14 protein-coding genes and 2 riboswitches are annotated in these 17,749 nt (G+C 55.9%); of the genes, 3 read left to right on the top strand and 11 right to left on the bottom strand.

Features of this window, described 5'->3' with window-relative positions:
• Positions 1-66 precede the first annotated feature (66 nt).
• Entirely contained in the window at positions 67-1,416 is a 1,350-nt protein-coding gene (locus tag ABH899_RS19595; protein WP_369999628.1) for a hydroxysqualene dehydroxylase, read from the top strand.
• A gap of 369 nt (positions 1,417-1,785) precedes the next feature.
• Here the strand turns inward: ABH899_RS19595 and ABH899_RS19590 are convergent, their stop codons facing one another.
• The 9 genes from ABH899_RS19590 to ABH899_RS19550 form a co-directional block, all read right to left on the bottom strand.
• Positions 1,786-2,835, bottom strand: coding sequence for an ABC transporter substrate-binding protein (locus ABH899_RS19590; protein WP_369999625.1), 1,050 nt, complete (start codon positions 2,833-2,835; stop codon positions 1,786-1,788).
• 36 nt (positions 2,836-2,871) lie between these two features.
• A complete protein-coding gene (locus tag ABH899_RS19585; protein WP_231392098.1) occupies positions 2,872-3,636 on the bottom strand; it encodes an ABC transporter permease in 765 nt (254 codons plus the stop codon).
• The gene (locus ABH899_RS19580) at positions 3,569-4,408 is read right to left on the bottom strand and encodes an ABC transporter ATP-binding protein (RefSeq protein ID WP_009674680.1); all 840 of its coding nucleotides are present in this window, start codon (positions 4,406-4,408) and stop codon (positions 3,569-3,571) included. Before ABH899_RS19580 ends, ABH899_RS19585 begins: the two co-directional genes overlap by 68 nt.
• A gap of 350 nt (positions 4,409-4,758) precedes the next feature.
• Positions 4,759-7,113: a histidine kinase gene (locus ABH899_RS19575; RefSeq protein ID WP_369999621.1), complete on the bottom strand. Its 2,355-nt coding sequence runs from the start codon at positions 7,111-7,113 to the stop codon at positions 4,759-4,761.
• 328 nt (positions 7,114-7,441) lie between these two features.
• Complete coding sequence (kdpC, locus tag ABH899_RS19570; RefSeq protein ID WP_369999619.1) at positions 7,442-8,059, bottom strand: potassium-transporting ATPase subunit KdpC; 618 nt, start codon at positions 8,057-8,059, stop codon at positions 7,442-7,444.
• 135 nt (positions 8,060-8,194) lie between these two features.
• Entirely contained in the window at positions 8,195-10,240 is a 2,046-nt protein-coding gene (gene kdpB / locus ABH899_RS19565) for a potassium-transporting ATPase subunit KdpB (RefSeq protein WP_369999616.1), read from the bottom strand.
• A gap of 20 nt (positions 10,241-10,260) precedes the next feature.
• Positions 10,261-11,940: a potassium-transporting ATPase subunit KdpA gene (gene kdpA, locus ABH899_RS19560; RefSeq protein WP_369999612.1), complete on the bottom strand. Its 1,680-nt coding sequence runs from the start codon at positions 11,938-11,940 to the stop codon at positions 10,261-10,263.
• 60 nt (positions 11,941-12,000) lie between these two features.
• Positions 12,001-12,075 (bottom strand): K(+)-transporting ATPase subunit F, encoded by a 75-nt coding sequence (kdpF, locus tag ABH899_RS19555; protein WP_009674691.1) that lies wholly within the window; start codon positions 12,073-12,075, stop codon positions 12,001-12,003.
• Between the two features lie 190 nt (positions 12,076-12,265).
• Entirely contained in the window at positions 12,266-12,706 is a 441-nt protein-coding gene (locus tag ABH899_RS19550; RefSeq protein WP_009674676.1) for a hypothetical protein, read from the bottom strand.
• Between the two features lie 117 nt (positions 12,707-12,823).
• Positions 12,824-13,002: riboswitch (cyclic di-AMP (ydaO/yuaA leader) on the bottom strand.
• A gap of 108 nt (positions 13,003-13,110) precedes the next feature.
• Positions 13,111-13,305: riboswitch (cyclic di-AMP (ydaO/yuaA leader) on the bottom strand.
• A gap of 262 nt (positions 13,306-13,567) precedes the next feature.
• On the opposite strand from ABH899_RS19550, the gene ABH899_RS19545 reads away from it, so the two are divergent.
• Positions 13,568-15,658 carry a carbon starvation CstA family protein gene (locus ABH899_RS19545; RefSeq protein WP_369999608.1) on the top strand — a complete coding sequence of 697 codons (2,091 nt, stop codon included), beginning with the start codon at positions 13,568-13,570 and terminating at the stop codon, positions 15,656-15,658.
• Positions 15,651-15,854, top strand: coding sequence for a YbdD/YjiX family protein (locus tag ABH899_RS19540; RefSeq protein ID WP_326053305.1), 204 nt, complete (start codon positions 15,651-15,653; stop codon positions 15,852-15,854). The genes ABH899_RS19545 and ABH899_RS19540 overlap by 8 nt, the downstream gene beginning before the upstream one ends.
• Positions 15,855-15,984: 130 nt before the next feature.
• Here ABH899_RS19540 and ABH899_RS19535 read toward each other — a convergent pair whose 3' ends face one another.
• On the bottom strand, positions 15,985-16,812 hold the full coding sequence (locus ABH899_RS19535) for a YitT family protein (RefSeq protein WP_231392149.1): 828 nt from the start codon (positions 16,810-16,812) through the stop codon (positions 15,985-15,987).
• Between the two features lie 392 nt (positions 16,813-17,204).
• Positions 17,205-17,594: an MmcQ/YjbR family DNA-binding protein gene (locus ABH899_RS19530; protein WP_369999605.1), complete on the bottom strand. Its 390-nt coding sequence runs from the start codon at positions 17,592-17,594 to the stop codon at positions 17,205-17,207.
• Between the last annotated feature and the right edge of the window lie 155 nt (positions 17,595-17,749).

Genomic DNA, 17,749 nt, shown 5'->3' with positions numbered 1-17,749 from the left:
AAAGGGGTATAGGTGCGGGTTTGGCAGCGTCCCCCGCTTATTTAGAGAAAAGAGGCGGTGGAAATAGTGAACGATTCACAATTCGATACGCTTATTGTCGGCTCGGGCCTGGCGGGCCTCAGCTGCGCATTTGAGCTCGCCGAACAAGGACAACGCGTACATATTATAGAAGCGGCGCCTTTCGCCGGAGGCCGCACATCGAACTGGTCGGATGCCGGCATGGAAGTCGAATCGGGCTTTCATAAATTTATCGGATTTTATGAAGCGCTCCCGAATCTGCTGAAAAGAGCAAGGATTAAACCGAACAGCATGCTGACTTGGGAAAAAACGTTCGAAATCCGGCTCCCCGACGGGGAAACGGCCGGAGAATTCGGAATCGCCCCTTTGAAATCCCCCATTAAAACGATTGTGGGAGCTTTCACCAACAACGATATTATTTCGCCGGCCGACAAAGCTTCCCTGATGCCCTTTGTGGCAGAGGGCCTTAAGCTGCTGTCGGAGAACCGGATGGAGCTGGATACGTACAGCGTAGCCGAATTCGCCCGCAAGCACGGCGTCAAGGACGAGGCGCTGCGTCATGTGCTGGGGCCGCTTACGTCCGGCGTGTTGTTCCTCCCGCCGGAGGACTATTCCGCGCTCGTCTTCTTCGGGCTTTTTGCGCCGGGGGTGCCGAAGTTTTACAAGATGCAGATCGGCGGGTTTAACGGCGGTATGACCGACGTGATGATCAACCCTCTGCTCGCGGCGCTTGAAAAAAGAGGCTGCCGGATCAGCCTGAGCACTCCGGCCGAGGGACTCAGCCTTGAAGACGGCCGGGTCACGGGCGTCTCCCTGCAGGAAGGCGGGGCCCTGAGCGCCGCTCACGTCGTCATCGCCACGGAAATCTCGGCGGCCAAGCGGCTGCTCCAGCCGCCGTTCGGAGGAGAGGCATGGTATCAGCCTCTCCGCGAACTGCCGACGATGCCCGACGTGACGATTCAGCTGGAGCTCAGCGAGCCGCTCCTTCCGCAGGACCGGGTAACCTTCGGTCCCGGCACGTGCATCGGCAGCTTCAGCGAACAGTCGCGCACGACGTTCCCGCACATACCCGGCCGCGTCTCCATGATCCTCTCACCCCCAGACGAATTCATCGACATGCCGGATGATCTCGTTTTCGAGCGGGTGTGCGCGGATGCGGACAAGCTCGGCCTCGATCTGCGCGCGAAGGCCAAGGATTACCGGGTGATCCGCAGACCGGATCACTTCTATTCCGTCCGGCCCGGAAGCGAGAAGCTCCGCCCCGAGCAGCGCACGCCTGTGCCGGGCCTCGCCCTTGCCGGCGACTATACGCGCCAGCCGATGTTCGCGACGATGGAAGGCGCGGTCCTGTCGGGCCGCAAGGCGGCCGAAGCCGTGCTGGGCCGGGAGCTGGGCTGAGCGGGCTTTAGCAACGCGGTTCCGCACTTCGTGATGCTGCGCTTGGCTGAGCTTCGCGACGCCGCACTTCATGTGCTGTGTTTGGCGGTGCTGCACTTCGCGGTGCTGTCATTAAGCTTTGCCAGGCCGAACTTTGCCGCAGTCATTTCCTGCACGTGCGTGATCGAACCCGGCTATCGTTGTCAGCTTTACTGCTCTGCGCAGAACTTGACTGGATCGTCTTATTCCGTGATGTACTGTACCCTTGCTGTGTTGAGCTTGGCCGAGCCAAGGGGCAGGCCCAGCGTCGCGGAGCGGACTCCGCCTTCTAACCAAAAAAGGACAGCCGATTAACCGGCTGTCCTTTTTCCAAACTCTTTTTCACAAGAATTATTTTTTCTCTTTTTTCACTTCGTCCAGAAGCGACAGATCCAGGAACTTGCTCAGATCCAGTTCTTCTTTCTTCACGTTCTTGATGAAGCCGGCATCGATCGATACTTTTGCCATTTCTTCAATCGCTTCCTTGCTCACATCCGGCGTCAGATTGAGGCGGGAGAGCGCCGCTTTGATCAGTTCGTTATCCAGACCTTTGCCGCTCAGTTTTTTAAGCTGATTGTTGATCAGGTCGTATGACTTATCGGGACTGCTTTTGATGAAGTTAATGGCATCGATATTCGCCTGGATCGCGCCTTTGGCCATATCGCGGTGATCTTTCAAGAATTTATCGCTCGCGACCAGGATCGTCAGCGGGTAGTTGCCGTTGTTCGGCGGGATTTTGTCCCAATCCACGAGAATCTGACCGATGCCTTCCTTCTCCATCTGGGTTCCCCACGGTTCCGGGATAAGCGTAGCGTCGACTTCCTTCTGGCGCATCGCAACCAGCGTATCCGCCGGAGCGCGGGCGATAATTTCCACGCCGGATTTATCCGTCGTCACTTTCAGCCCTTCCTGCTGGAGAAGCAGGCGCAGCGAAATTTCGTTCGTGCTGCCGCGTGTCGGGATGGCGACGGTTTTGCCTACAAGATCTTTTACGCTCGAAATCCCCGCGTCTTTACGGACAGCCAGTACGGCGCCGCCGTTGTTGGAACCGGAAATCACTTTGAAGTTTTTGCTTTTCAGGTATTGGTTCGTGGATGGTCCGGGACCGACGAAGCCAAGGTCAATCTGATCCGTAGCCAGAGCGGTCGAAAAGTCCGAGCCGTTATCGAAAGCCGTGACTTCCACTTTGACGCCCTCGCCCCAATATTTCTCGAAATATTTATTTTCGAGCGCCACATAACCGGCGGCATGCGTAACGTTTTTGAAAATACCGACGCGGACTGTCTCCGGCTTCTTGCCGTCGCCGTTTCCGCCGGAACTTTTGGAATCCCCGCCGCCGCATGCGGTGAGCACCGTACCGACCAGAAGAATGAGTGCAAGCAGCCAAGCTGTTTTTTTCATCGTAAACTCCCCTTTATCTGTTCGTCTGTTTCTTACTTATTTACCGCTTGAGGCAAGACCGTAGCGGAGCAGGATTTTATCCTCGAGCTTTTTGAAGCAGAGATGGTCGGAAATCGTGCCGAGCACCGCAATGATAATGACGATGCACAGCATAAGAGCCGTATCCGCAATATCGCGGCCCTGCTGAAGCAATTGGCCCAAACCGACGCCTTTGGCGATCAGTTCCCCGGCTACCAGCGCCCGCCAGGCGAACGCCCAGGCTACCCGCACCCCGTTGATGAGATGAGGGAAGGCGGCCGGCACCATGATCTGCCAGAACATCCGCAGTCCGTTGCCCGTGCCCATCGTCTGGGCCGCTTTCAGATAGATCGGCGGAATGTTCATAATGCCCGTGCGGCTCGACATGGCCATCGTCCAGGTGGCCCCGAGCGCCGTAATGAAAATAACGGAGGTGTCCGTCAATCCGAACCAGATGATCGCAAACGGCAGCCAGGCGATACTCGGAACCGTCTGCAAGGCAACGACGACAAAACCGAGCGTATCGTCCAGAAACCGGAAGCGGGCAAAAAGAAAACCGAGCAGAGTCCCTACAACGAGGGAGATACAGAAGCCGGTCAGCAGCCGTCCGAGCGATCTCAGCGTCGCTTCCACAAGCTGCCCGTCCGTCAAACCGAGGCGGAAAGCATCCAGGGTCTGGAATAGAGACGGGAATTTCCATCCCCAGTCGAAGATTCTATATCCCGCCTCCCACGCTATCAGCAGAATCACGAGAAAAATCGTTCTTCTTAAGGCTGTACTCATCGCCCATCTCCTCCTTTACCACTTTCTCGAGCTCCTCGGCAAGAACGTCCATGATCGCACTCTCGACATGATGGATAACGGAGTCGGCATTATCGCGCGGGCGCGCGGCTTGTACGGCGAATTCCTTTTTGATTGTTCCCGGACGGGTCGACATCACGACGACGCGGTCGGACAGGATAACGGCTTCACGGATGTTATGGGTAATAAACAAGATCGTTTTGCCGGTTTTCATCCAGATTTCTTCGAGTTCTTTATGCAAAATGAGACGAGTCTGCTCATCGAGCGCCGCGAAGGGTTCGTCCATGAGAAGGATTTCCGGGTCCATGGCAAGCGCACGTGCAATAGCGGCACGCTGCTTCATGCCTCCGGACAGCTCGTGCGGATAACGGTCCGCAAATTTGCTGAGGTGGACCGTCTTGATCTGCTCCATCGCTTTCTCGTACCGTTCTTTCTTCGGAATGCCCTTCTGCTTAAGGCCGAAGGCGACATTGTCGAGCACGGTCAGCCACGGAAACAGCGCATGCTCCTGAAAAACGACGACGCGGTCGGAGCCCGGTCCGGTCACTTTCGTCCCGTTCACTTCAATCGTACCTTCATCATAGCCTTCCAACCCGGCCACCATGTTGAGCACCGTCGACTTGCCGCAGCCCGAGGGGCCGAGCAGAGATACGAACTCGCCTTTTCTGATGGTCAGCGAAACATCGTCAATAGCGGTAAATGATCCGCTGCTGCGCTGCTTGAAGGTTTTGCGAACATGCTTGATTTGTATCATCGCTTGATCTCTCCTTCAGGCTCGGACGAAAGCAGAAGCTTCGTATATTCCGTTCCTATTCTTATACCAACTTATTTTATCGGAATTATGTTATTTGTCAACCTTTAATTGCATAAAATTCTAATAAAAAAAGCCCTTGTGAAGGGCTTTCGGGCTGATATAAAAGATATAGGCCGGTTCGCGTGGTGCCCCGGAACTGTCCGTGTCAGTTCGGCGGGATTTCGACGGAGCAGCCGTGACGACGCCAGGCAACCTGAGCGCCGGGCCTACAAAGTTGAACGCGGCTTCGGATGCGGGCCCGGCAGATGCGCTTACCTGCGTGCTTGCCGCCCCCGCCATCGGGGCTGCGCTTACCCGCGGGCTTGCCACCCCCGCCGGGCTTTGGCGGACTCGGACTCCGCCACGACGAGCACGTCCATGCTGCGCGCCCCGCGCATGATCCGTTTCACGATGGACCCGTGAAACAGCCGCTCCCACAGCGACTCGCGCGCCTGGCCGATGATGAGCTGCGTAGCGCTCAGCTCCAAAGCCCGCGCGAGCAGCCCGTCCGCGGTGCGCCTCCGCCCCGCGGCGCCCAGCACTTCGAAGCGGCCGCCGAGCCGCTCCGTCAAGGTCTGCAGCGCGGCGATCCGCGCTTCCTCATCGCCGGCGGCCGAGCCGCTGCGGATGTAAGCGACGTGCCAACGCGCCTTCAGCCGGTGAGCGATGCGGAAGCCGCGGCGGATGATGCGCTCCGCGTGCTGGTTCAGCTTCACGCAGACGAAGATCACTTCCTCGCGCCGCCAGGGGCCGCGCAGGGAGCCGACGCGTTCCCACGCCTCCAGGCGTTCGTCCACGTCGTCGGCGATTTCGCGCAGCGCAAGTTCCCGCAGGGCAATCAGATTAACGGTTTTGAAAAAGTGGCCGAGCGCCTGGTCCACTTTGTCCATCCCGTAAATCTTGCCCTCCTTCATGCGCTGCCGCAGCGTTTGCGGCGTGACGTCGATGAGCTCCACCTCATCGGCCAGCCGCAGGATGCTGTCCGGGACCGTTTCCCGGACCCGCACGCCCGTCAGCTGCTCGACGGAATCGTTCAAGCTCTCGAGATGCTGGACGTTCACGGTTGAGATGACGGAAATGCCCGCATTGAGGATCTCCAGGATATCTTCGTATCTCTTCTTGTTGACACTCTGCGGCACATTCGTGTGAGCCAGCTCATCCACAAGAACCAGATCCGGCATCCGGCGGATCACCGCCTCGGTATCCATTTCCTGCAGTTCGGTTCCCCGGTAGGTACTGATTTTCCGTGGAATCAGCTCCAGATCGCCGACCTGATCCGCCGTTTCTTTACGGCCATGCAATTCGAGAAGTCCGATGACCACATCGATATTTTTACGCAGCAGATCGTTTCCTTCCCGCAGCATGCTGTAAGTTTTGCCCACGCCCGGCGCGGCCCCGATATAAACCTTGAAACGTCCGCGCCGCGCTTTACGGATTTGACGTTCCATCTCCTGGGGACTCGGGCGGCGGTAAAGCTCGACCGGCGGCCGGGCATCGCTCTTTCGTTTAACCGGAAGAATCCGCTCTCCGTCCCGCTCCGCCCGGTCGGCAACCACGAACAGATCGATCCCTTGCAGACGGCTCACCGCATCGTTAAGCACCGAGCCCTGCCAAAACTCCTGCCAGCGGCTGTGCTTGGAGTGGCCCAGCACGATCCGGGTCACTTTGCGGTCGATTCCGTAACGGATGAGCGCCTGGGCAAGTTTCCGCCTCCCCGGGAAAGGAAGCTCCTCGAACGTGCCGCCCACTTTCTCGACCAGTTTGATGATCGAACGGCGGAACGTAGCCGCATCCTTGGATAGAGCTTTCCCCAGGGCGGTAAAAGAGACGACGAACAAATCGCCGCTCAGCCGGTCCGCTATCTGCTGCCCCCGCCGGACATAAATCGACCCGTTCCAATGGTACTGGGCGGAAACCAAAATCCGTTCGTCGGCCCCCGAAGGTCCGGTCATCCCCATTTCTCCCCGGTGCTTCTCCAGAGATTCGTTGACTCCTTCCGCCACGAGCCGAAGGGCCAGCTCACGCAGCACGCCGATGTTCCCCCGTTCCAGCACCTTGCGCTCGTACCACTGGCAGCCCCTCATCCCGCCCTCCTCAAGCCGGTTAAGGATCGTTTCGGGCGTGGCATCGATAAGCCTCACTTCATCGGCCAGCTCCAGAGTATCCGCCGGCACCGTATGTTCCACTACGATGCCTGTCATTTTACGGGCAAGCTCGCGCCCACCCTCCAATTCATACACGTTCACGGTTGCCAGCACGCTGATCCCTTTGCTTAGCAGAAATTTGATATCCTCCAGCCTCGTCGGGTAGAGAGCCCCCGGCCGGTTGCGATGAGCAAGTCCATCGGTCAGCACCACTTCCGGATTGCGGGCAGCAAGGTCATCCAGCGGCAAATCCTGCTGCCTCACCCCGTCCTTCATCCATTCGATGCTTTCAACCCGTTCCAGCCCGCCGGCCTGTTCCATCGTCTCGGGACGTCCCTCCATGGAAACCGCGCAAAGCACGACATCGATTCCTTGTTCTCGGAGTGTCTGCCCTTCCCGCAGCATGTGATACGTTTTCCCCGAACCGCTGACGGCCCCGATATAAATTTTCAGCCGGCCCCGGTGGATTTCCGAAATCGACAGCAAAATTTCTTCGGGGGTTTTTCTCCGGAAATTATCCATCCTCCGGCTCCTTTCCCGTTCCTTGTCCCTTATACCTCACATTATTGTCCCACAGAATTCCCGTTGTTTTGTAAGCATCATGCCATCTTTTAGAGAGACAGAAACTTGATCCGAATCCTCTGCCCCAAAGGAGGTATATATAATAGTAGAAACGCAATTTTTCATAAGAGCAAAACCCGCTTTTCCGCATTCCGAAAACCCGCAAAACGCATGCCCTCCTTACCGGAACGAGCATGCGTTTATGAGTAGCTGCCGGCTTCTGGAATCCTGCCCGGTCAGGCGCTTTTAGAGTTACTGTATAAATGGCTCCCGATTTAGCGGTTACCGGTTATTTCCCGGCTAATTTCTTCACATCCAGGTTCAATTCCAGTACATTCACACGAGGTTCTCCGAATATGCCCAGATCGCGGCCGTCCGTGTTCTTTTTCACCAGTTCCTGGAGCTGGGCTGTGGATACTCCCGTCACTTTGGCAATGCGGGGAATCTGGACTTGAGCCGATTCCGGCGTAATATGAGGATCGAGACCCGAAGCGGAATTCGTGAGCAAGGAAATCGGCACCTGATTGACGGGTACGTCCGGATTTTCCTTTTTCCATGACTCGATGGATTCCTGCGTGCGTTTTACCAGTTCCGGGTTGGACGGGGCATAGTTGTTAGAGCCCGAAGCTTCCGCTTTATATTCAATGGAAGAAACGCGGCCGTGGAAATACTTCGGATCCGCAAACAATTGCCCGATCAGCTCCGAACCGACGACTTCACCCTGTTCGTTCTGGATGACGCTGCCGTTGGCCTGTTTGGGGAAAATGACCTGCGCCAGCCCTGTCGATACGAGCGGATATATAATCCCGCACAGGACGATTAACAATACGCTGACACGGACGGCGATAGACAAGACGGACCCGTTCCACTCGCCGTTTTCTTTAGGTACCGAAGCGCCTGGATTCATCCTTTTTCAATCCTCTCTCTTATACCGGGGGAAGCCTGCGAGAGGCATTCCCGGCATGTGGTTGCTTGGTTTACAGGGCATTTTCATGCCATTTACTTAAGCGTTTATGTGCTTCCGTTTCCACGAAACGGGTCCCTAGATCCAGACATGAACGACCAGATCGATCATTTTGATTCCGATAAAAGGAACGACGACCCCGCCCAGCCCGTAAACAAAAAGATTGCGGCTGAGCAGCTTTGTCGAGCTCATCGGGCGGTATTTGACGCCCTTCATCGCAAGTGGAATGAGCAGCGGAATGATGACCGCGTTGAAGATGAGAGCGGACAGTACCGCCGACAGGGGCGACCCCAGCTTCATGATATTGAGGGCTTCCATCTGCGGGATCGCCAGCATGAACATCGCCGGAATGATCGCGAAATATTTGGCGATATCGTTGGCGATCGAGAAGGTCGTGAGCGCCCCGCGTGTCATCAGCAGCTGCTTGCCGATGCCGACCACTTCAATGATCTTGGACGGATCGGAGTCCAGATCGACCATGTTGGCCGCCTCTTTGGCGGCGATGGTTCCGCTGTTCATCGCCAGACCCACGTCGGCCTGGGCAAGCGCCGGAGCGTCGTTCGTGCCGTCGCCGGTCATCGCGACCAGCTTGCCCTCCGCCTGCTCTTTGCGGATCACGGCAATCTTATCCTCCGGCTTGCTCTCGGCGATAAAGCCGTCCACACCGGCTTCCTTGGCGATAGTAGCCGCCGTCAGCGGGTTGTCGCCGGTGCACATGATCGTTTTGATGCCCATTTGGCGCAAGGTATCGAACCGTTCCTTCATGCCGGGCTTCACGGTATCCTTCAAGTAAATCAGGCCGTACACTCTTCCATCCACGGCAACGGCAAGCGGGGTCCCGCCTTCCGTGGCGATCGCGTCCCCGTTAGCCTTAAGATCGGCGGGAACCGTCCCGCCCTGCTCCTGCACCCAGCGGACGACGGCGTCTACGGCGCCTTTGCGCACTTTTCTGCCGTCTTTCAGGTCGATGCCGCTCATCCGGGTTTCCGCTTTAAAGTCGATGAACTCCCCGCCCTCCGCAAGAGAGGCCTCGTAAACCAGGTTCTGCTTCTTCATCAGCTCCAGCACGGAGCGTCCTTCCGGCGTTTCGTCTTTAATCGAGCTGACGGCCGCCCAGGCAGCCGCTTCACCCGCGGAAGCGCCGCCTACCGGGATAAATTCGCTGGCCATCCGGTTTCCGAACGTGATGGTCCCCGTTTTATCCAGAATGATCGTATTGATGTCACCGGCCGCTTCGACCGCTTTCCCCGACATCGCCAGGACGTTGAACTGGGTGACCCGGTCCATCCCCGCGATCCCGATTGCGGACAACAGGGCGCCGATCGTCGTCGGAATGAGGCAGACGAGCAGGGCGATCAGTACGGCCGTATCCAGCTCGACATTCACGAACCCCGCAATGGGCTTCAGCGTAACGACCACGATCAGAAAAATAAGCGTCAGCGTGATCAGCAGCGTGTTCAGCGCGATTTCGTTCGGCGTCTTCTGGCGGGACGCTCCCTCGACGAGGGAAATCATCCGGTCGATGAAAGATTCGCCGGGATCGCTCGTAATCCGTACCCGGATCGCGTCGCTCACGACCCGTGTGCCGCCCGTAACCGAGCTGAAGTCTCCGCCTGCTTCTTTAATGACCGGCGCGGATTCCCCCGTGATCGCCGATTCATCGACAGAGGCCAGACCCTCAATCACTTCGCCGTCGCCGGGAATCATTTCTCCTTGGGCGACGGTAACGATATCGCCCTTGCGAAGCTCCGTGGACGGAACGACTTTAATGCCGCTGCCGACCACTTTGTTAGCCTGGATTTCCTGCTTGGACTTCTTAAGCGAGTCCGCCTGGGCTTTCCCCCTGCCTTCCGCCAGCGCCTCGGCAAAGTTGGCGAACAGCACCGTGAAGAGCAGAATCAGAAACACCGTCAGGTTGAATCCGATCCGGTCCTGCGTTCCGAAGTAGCCGGGAAGTACCGTCATCAGAAGGACAATGAAGGTTCCGATTTCTACCACGAACATAACGGGATTTTTCATCATCGTAACCGGATTTAATTTAAGAAAGCTTTGCGCGACCGCCTGTCTGACGATATCTCCGCTCAGCATCGATTTTCGTTTCGCTTGAGAAGCATTTGAACTCATCCGTTTTCACCCCATCGTTTTTAACGCAATGTCAAATATTCGGCCACCGGACCGAGCGCGATTACCGGCAGGAAGGTGAGCGCCCCAATGATGACGACCGTACCTACCACGATTCCGGTAAACAAGGCATTGTCCGTACGGAACGTACCGATTGTTTCCGGGACCCACTGTTTACGGCCCAGGGAGCCGGCCACACCCAGAAGGGCAATGATCGACACGTAACGGCCTAGCAGCATCACAATTCCCGTGGAAATGTTCCAGAACGGCGTATTGTCTGCCAGCCCCTCGAAGCCGGAGCCGTTATTGGCCGCCGACGACGTGAACTCGTACAGCACCTGTGAGATTCCGTGGAATCCCGGATTGGTGACGGCTCCTTTGCCAAGCTCCGTCATGAAGGCGATCGCCGTCGGAGCCAGGATGATAAGCGGATGCGCCAGAATTGCAACGGCGATCAGTTTCATCTCGCGGGACTCGATTTTGCGTCCCAGAAACTCCGGGGTCCGGCCGACCATGAGGCCCGCCAGAAAGACCGCCAAAATCGCGTACATGAGCATATTGACCAGCCCGACTCCGTCCCCGCCGAATACGCAGTTCAGCATCATTTGAGCGAGCGGAACCATTCCGCCCAGCGGGGTGAGCGTGTCGTGCATATTGTTGACGGTTCCCGTCGTCGCCGCCGTCGTTACCGTAGTGAACAGCGCGGACTGGGCAATGCCGAACCGCACCTCTTTGCCTTCCATACTGCCGATGGACGAATCCGCGCCAAGGGCGTTCAAGGCAGGGTTACCGGCCTTTTCCGAGAAGAAAGCGACCGACAGAAAGACCAGGAACAAGGTCATCATCGCGGTGAAAATGACCCATCCCTGCTTCCGGTTCTTCGCAAACCGCCCGAAGGTATAGGTTAATGAGGCCGGAATGCACCACATGGACAGCATTTCGATCACGTTAGTCAGCGGAGACGGATTTTCAAACGGATGGGAAGAGTTCACCCCGAAGAAACCGCCGCCGTTCGTACCCAGATGCTTGATGGACACAAGCGAAGCTACCGGACCGATGGCGATTTGCTGCTCCCCGCCTTCAAGCGTCTTCGCGGCCACGGTCGGATCCAGCGTCTGCGGCACCTTCAGGCCGACAAGCACCAGCGCGACCACGATAGCCAGCGGCAGCAGCAGGCGGGTGTGTCCTTTTACAAAATCCGTAAAAAAGTTGCCGATGGTATTGCCTTTGGACGTCAGTCCGCGGATAAACGCAATCGCTACAACGATGCCCGTTACGGCGGACGTGAACATCATCATCATGATGACCGCCATCTGCGAGAAATAGGACAAGCCCGTTTCCCCGCTGTAGTGCTGCAAGTTGGTGTTCGTCATAAAGCTGATGATCGTATTAAACGACAGCGTCGCTTCCATATTGTCGATCCCGTTCGGGTTCAAAGGAAGAACACGCTGCAGACGGAGGATCAGATACCCGACCGCCACAAGCACAATGTTGGTCAGCACAAGGCTGCCCGCATACTTCTTCCACGTCATGCCGTTCTCGCTGCGGATACCCGCAAGCTTGTAAATGGGCCGTTCCAGCCAGCCGAACCATTTGTCCGTCCGGTTTCTCTCATTCGAAAAAACATGATAAATATAAGTCCCAAGCGGTTTCACCAGCAGGCAAAGCGCCGCGATTACGATTACGATTTGCACAATCTCCATGGATTCCTATCCTCCTCAACCAACTCCGCGCTAGTCGTTCACCGGCTGCCCGAAGGCGCCCTAAAATTTTTCGGGATGTATGAGCGCGTATATCAGATACAGGAAAAGCCCTGCCGTAAAAAGCGCGATGATCATCATGTACGGCCGCCTTCCGAGCCTTCCACGACATGGTCACACCAGGTCAGAAAACCGTAAAAGATGAGATAAATGACTGCCAGCAGCAGAATCATATAAAGGTCCGTCATGTGTGTCGGCTCCTTTCTTTCCTATTTATAGGTTCGTTTTATAGGTTCATTCATGATCGTTCGGACAGTGAATTTAAACGTCAGCGCAAAACTTCCTCGGGCACTTGGCCCGGTGCTGCTCCAAGCAGGAAAGAGACCTGACGGGTATTCGTATGCACCACATGGTCGGCGCCGAGCGCTTTATAAATCAACCGCGGTGTGGCATTCGTTTTCACCACGAAAATCGTTCCGGTTGTCCAGCTGCGGACCATCTGAAGATACCGGCAGCAGAGCGGCAGGCTGTCTTCGAAAAGATAAACGTCACCGATCGGAAGCTCGGGGACTTCCCAGGCTTCGTGGCGAACGGTGTCCACTTCCACGATGTGCCGGACTCCCAGCTTCTTCATCCGCTGTCCTTCTGCGGGGTTGTTCACAAGCGCCGCGAAGGGTCTGCGGTAAATATTCAGCAGTTTAATAAAGTTCTCGCCGGTGACATTCGGTGCGGAAACCAACGTATAGGTTTGGATCTTTCTCTCGTCCACTTTTTATCCCTCTTTCATGTTTTGGGCAGCAAAAAAAGAAGCCTGCGGAAGAGGAACTCTTCACGCGGCTTCTTGACGGTCACAGCCTAAAAAGACTATAGCCGAAGCGCGATAGCAGTCGCCTCTCTCGGTACGCTTACGAGGTTAGCTGTCGGATTCGGGCGTGAGAGTCGCCCTACCATGACGGCACGGATGCCGCTTCTGGATTCACCCCATGAGGACTGGCCGTCAGGCCTGCAAGTCCTCGTTGGTTCCCCCGTTTTCCGCTTCACACGGAAACTCAGCGATAAAAACGCATGTTCATTTGTTTGGCACATTTTTCATTTTCGGATGTTTTTGAACATAACAAAACCACAGCGAAACGAAGTCCCTGTGGTCGATGCCGATCACAAGCTTCTTCAACCCCTCCCGAACTCATGCGCTTACGAGGTTAGCTGTCGGATTCGGGCGGTGAGAGTCGCCCTACCTGATTGCCGGGTCCATGGGTTCCGGCGCTTCAGGATTCACCCCTGCAGACAAGGCTCCGGCTCTCACACCGGATCAATGCTGCGATGGTTCCCCCGCTTCCCCCGGATGGGGAAATTCAGCGAAAGCAAGAAACTGTTTTTTTCAATTGATGGAATGAATGTTACACCTCCGCACGTGCTTTGTAAAGATATGGGGAGATTGGTTTTAAACCGATTTAAGCCAAAGAAATCCCCTAATGCGCTTACATTTCTACTTTTTGTGCGCTAGCTTGTTAATACGTCGAAAATCTCACGTTTTTGAAAACGGTTTGGACATCCAGCCTCTTCCCACACCGGAAAAACCTGCTATACTACTTGTAAACGTTCCCATATTAACCAGTAAGGAGGCATGTTTATGAAAATCGGATGGAAATCAATCTTGCTCTGGGGGGTGATTTCCATTGTCGGCGCGTTCGCTTTCGGGCTTGTCGCACTTAATCGCGGGGAAACGATCAATGCCGCCTGGCTCGTTATCGCAGCCGTCAGCTGCTATGCGGTCGCCTACCGGTTCTACAGCCGTTTTCTCGCCCGCAAAGTCTTCGTGCTCGACGACAACCGGAAAACACCCGCAGAGCTGAATAACGACGGCAAGGACTATGTGCCGACGAACAAATGGGTGCTGTTCGGGCACCATTTCGCGGCCATCGCCGGCGCGGGTCCTCTCGTAGGCCCCGTACTTGCCGCCCAAATGGGCTATCTGCCCGGAACGCTGTGGATTATTCTCGGCGTTATTCTGGGAGGCGCCGTCCAGGACTTCGTGATTCTTTTCGCTTCAACTCGTAGAAACGGTAAATCGCTGGGCGATATGATCAAGGACGAAATCGGCAAGGTGACGGGCACGATTGCCATGCTCGGCATTCTGGGCATTATGATCATTCTTCTCGCCGTGCTCGGCCTCGTCGTCGTCAAAGCGCTGATCGGCAGTCCGTGGGGCATGTTCACGATTGCCGCCACCATTCCGATCGCCCTCCTGATGGGCGTGTACATGCGCTACATACGGCCCGGCCGGGTCGGGGAAGCATCGCTCATAGGCGTCGTGCTGCTCGTTCTGTCGCTGATCGGAGGCAAGTTCGTCGCCGAGAGCGCGTCGCTCGCGCCGCTCTTCTCCTTCAGCGGGGAAACCATCGCTCTGATGATGATCGCCTACGGCTTTTTCGCTTCGGTCATGCCGGTTTGGCTGCTTCTGGCGCCCCGCGACTATCTCAGCACGTTCCTGAAAGTCGGAACGATCATCGGACTGGCGCTGGGTATTATATTCGTTCTGCCGGATCTGTCCATGCCGGCCACGACCCGGTTCATCGACGGAACCGGTCCCGTTTTCGCCGGAAATTTGTTCCCGTTCCTGTTCATCACCATCGCCTGCGGCTCCGTATCGGGCTTCCATGCGCTGATCTCCTCCGGGACGACGCCCAAAATGCTGGAGCGCGAATCCCACGCGCGCCCGATCGGCTACGGCGCGATGCTGGTCGAATCGTTCGTCGCCATCATGGCGCTGATCGCCGCCTGCATCATCACGCCCGGCACCTACTTCGCGATTAACTCGTCGGCGGCGGCCCTGGGCGGTACCGATGTGGCGACCGCGGCGGCAACCATCACGAGCTGGGGCTTCACCATCACGCCCGAGCAGTTGACTACGCTGTCCAAGGATATCGGCGAGAGCACCATCCTCTCGCGGACGGGCGGCGCGCCGACCTTCGCCATCGGCATGGCGCAAATCTTGTCCGGCGTGATCGGCGGCAAAACGATGATGGCGTTCTGGTACCACTTCGCCATCCTGTTCGAAGCGTTGTTCATCCTGACAACGATCGACGCCGGTACCCGCGTGGGGCGTTTCCTCATCCAGGATCTGCTCGGCTATGCCAGCAAGTCGCTAGGGGATACCCGGTCCACGGTAGGCAATCTTATCGCTACGGCTCTCTGCGTGGCGGGCTGGGGCTATTTCCTCTACCAAGGCGTTGTGGACCCTCTGGGGGGCATCAACTCCTTGTGGGCGCTCTTCGGCATCGCCAACCAGATGCTGGCCGGCATCGCGCTTGTGCTGGGGACGACCATTTTGTTCAAAATGGGCAAAAAGGCGTACGCTTGGGTCACGCTCCTGCCCACAACGTGGCTGCTTATCGTGACCATGTCCGCAGGCTGGCAGAAGCTGTTCCACGAGAAAGCGAACATCGGCTTTCTTTCTCACGCCAAGCAGTTCCAGAGCGCGCTGGACAGCGGCAAAATCGTCGCTCCGGCCAAAACGGCCGCGCAGATGAAGCAGATCGTGATGAACGATTACATCGACGCGGCCTTGTGCGGATTTTTCATGATCGTGGTGCTGATCGTGTTTATCTCGGCCATCCGCGTCTGGCTGAAGGCGATTTCGAACAAACCGCTGGACCTTTACGAAGCCCCGTATATCCCGCGCAGCGGGCAGGGCAGATCCGAGGCGACGAAATATGTTTAAGCGCCTGAAACTCATCTGGAGCTACCGCAATCAGTTTATCCATCTGATGGTGGGCGTCCCCCACTACGAGACATATGTGGCTCATATGAAAAACGCCCACAAGGACCAGCCCGTCATGAGCCGTGCGGAGTTTTTCCGGCAGGCCCAGGACAACCGATATGACGCCAAGGACGGGAAAATCTCCCGCTGCTGCTAGGTGTTTGCGGCAGCACGCTACAGGAGCACGCTACGGTAGCACGCTACGGCAGCAAAAAAAACCAGCAGCCCTATGGGCCGCTGGTTTTTTCCTTTTCCCTCGCGTCTGCAGGGGAAGTTGTTTGCAAGGATCAGTGGATATCCTTTTTCTTAAATTGTCCGCCCTTCACGTCGTGAATATTGCCGACGGCAATAAAGGCGTTTTCGTCCCATTCTTCGACGATGGATTTCAGCTTCGCTTCTTCCAGACGCGTAATGACGGTGAAAATCACCTTCTTGTCGTCGCCGGTATAAGCGCCTTCCCCATGAAGGTAAGTCACGCCACGGCCCAGACGCTGAGTCAGCGCATCGCCGATTTCTTTATATTTTTCACTGATGATCCATACGGATTTCGACTGATCGAGACCTTCGATCGTCACATCAATCATTTTCATCGCAATGTAATACGCAATCAGGGAATACATCGCATGATCCCAACCGAACACGAACCCGGCGCTGCCGAGAATGAACAGGTTGATGAACAAGACGATTTCACCGACGGAAAACGGTGATTTTTTATTGATCAGAATAGCCACGATCTCCGTACCGTCAAGGGAACCGCCCGAACGGATAACGAGTCCGATCCCGACGCCGAGAATAACCCCGCCGAAAACGGCGGCCAGCAGCGGATCGATTGTGACAGCCGGTACCGGATGAAGAAGGGAAGTGCCGACTGACATTGCAATAACACCGAACAACGTCGAAATGGCGAACGTTTTACCGATTTGTTTGTAGCCCAAAAACAGGAACGGAAGATTCAAAAGGGTTAAGAAAATACCGAGAGGGAGATGGAAGAAGTGGGACAGCATAATCGAAATACCGGTGATACCGCCGTCGATAATATTGTTGGGAACGAGGAACACTTCCAACCCGATCGAAAATAAAGCCGCACCTAACGAAATAAATACGATTCTCTGCAGAAGCTTTGCCGCAGTAGCCGTACGTTTACCTGGTTTTTCGCCTTGAAAAGTCGATTTTTCTACACTCAATAGCCGACACCCCTTTTATTTGTATGTATCTAAAGTCTGCCTTAATCCGAAAAAGGAGCCTGTTTGCAACAGACTCCAGAACAGCGACCGGCAAACAAACATCGAATACATGTATTATACCATATTATTCGCCTAGGATCACTGAATTTACCGAAATACGGTCAAAAACGGCGATCAGCATCCTTGACAAGCGTACCGAACCTCTCCTAATCCGCTTTAATTCTTCCGAAAAGAAGGAAACACCGGGCAGGCGAATCATGCGTAACACCTGTTACAGGCCGCATTTAAGCGTCCGCAAGCTGAGCTTAGTTTCCCCCCCCGTACTAACTTTCATTCCACTCGGCACTGCCGTATTGCAGAATGTGCTGCTGCATTTTCTTGCTTAGACTCCCTCGTACGAGCTGATAGGAAACGTCCACCATATCCATGATTTCCTGCGGGTCCAAGCTTCCGTCCAGCCGGACGGTGTTCCAGTGGCGTTTGTTCATGTGATAACCGGGCTTTACGGCCTCCGGATACTGCATGCGCAGCAGTTCCGCTTCCTCCGGCGGACATTTTAACGTTACGCTTCCCTCTCCCGGAGCCGCTCCCGAAGGCAGCAGAGCGAACATTTTGCCTCCTACGCGCAGCACATCGGTCTCATTGTCGAAGGGACGGTCTGCGACAGCCCCCGGTTTGGATAAAGCATATTCCATAACCTCATTTGTATTCATAGCAGAAATGCCCCTTTCACGATAAAAGTTTTGTTTAACACCGGATTCGCTTCGTAAAGCGGAATTCCTTTTCGATCAAACAAAAGAACACCCCTCGTCCGTCTTAGGCCTATGCCTTTCGACTTGTCTGGGGTGTTCTTGCCGTCGACTTTCAT

Source organism: Paenibacillus sp. RC84 (assembly GCF_041260495.1).
GTDB lineage: Bacteria > Bacillota > Bacilli > Paenibacillales > NBRC-103111 > Paenibacillus_F.
The sequence above is the reverse complement of the archived record's forward strand: the minus strand, read 5'-3'. Positions and strand labels throughout refer to the sequence as shown.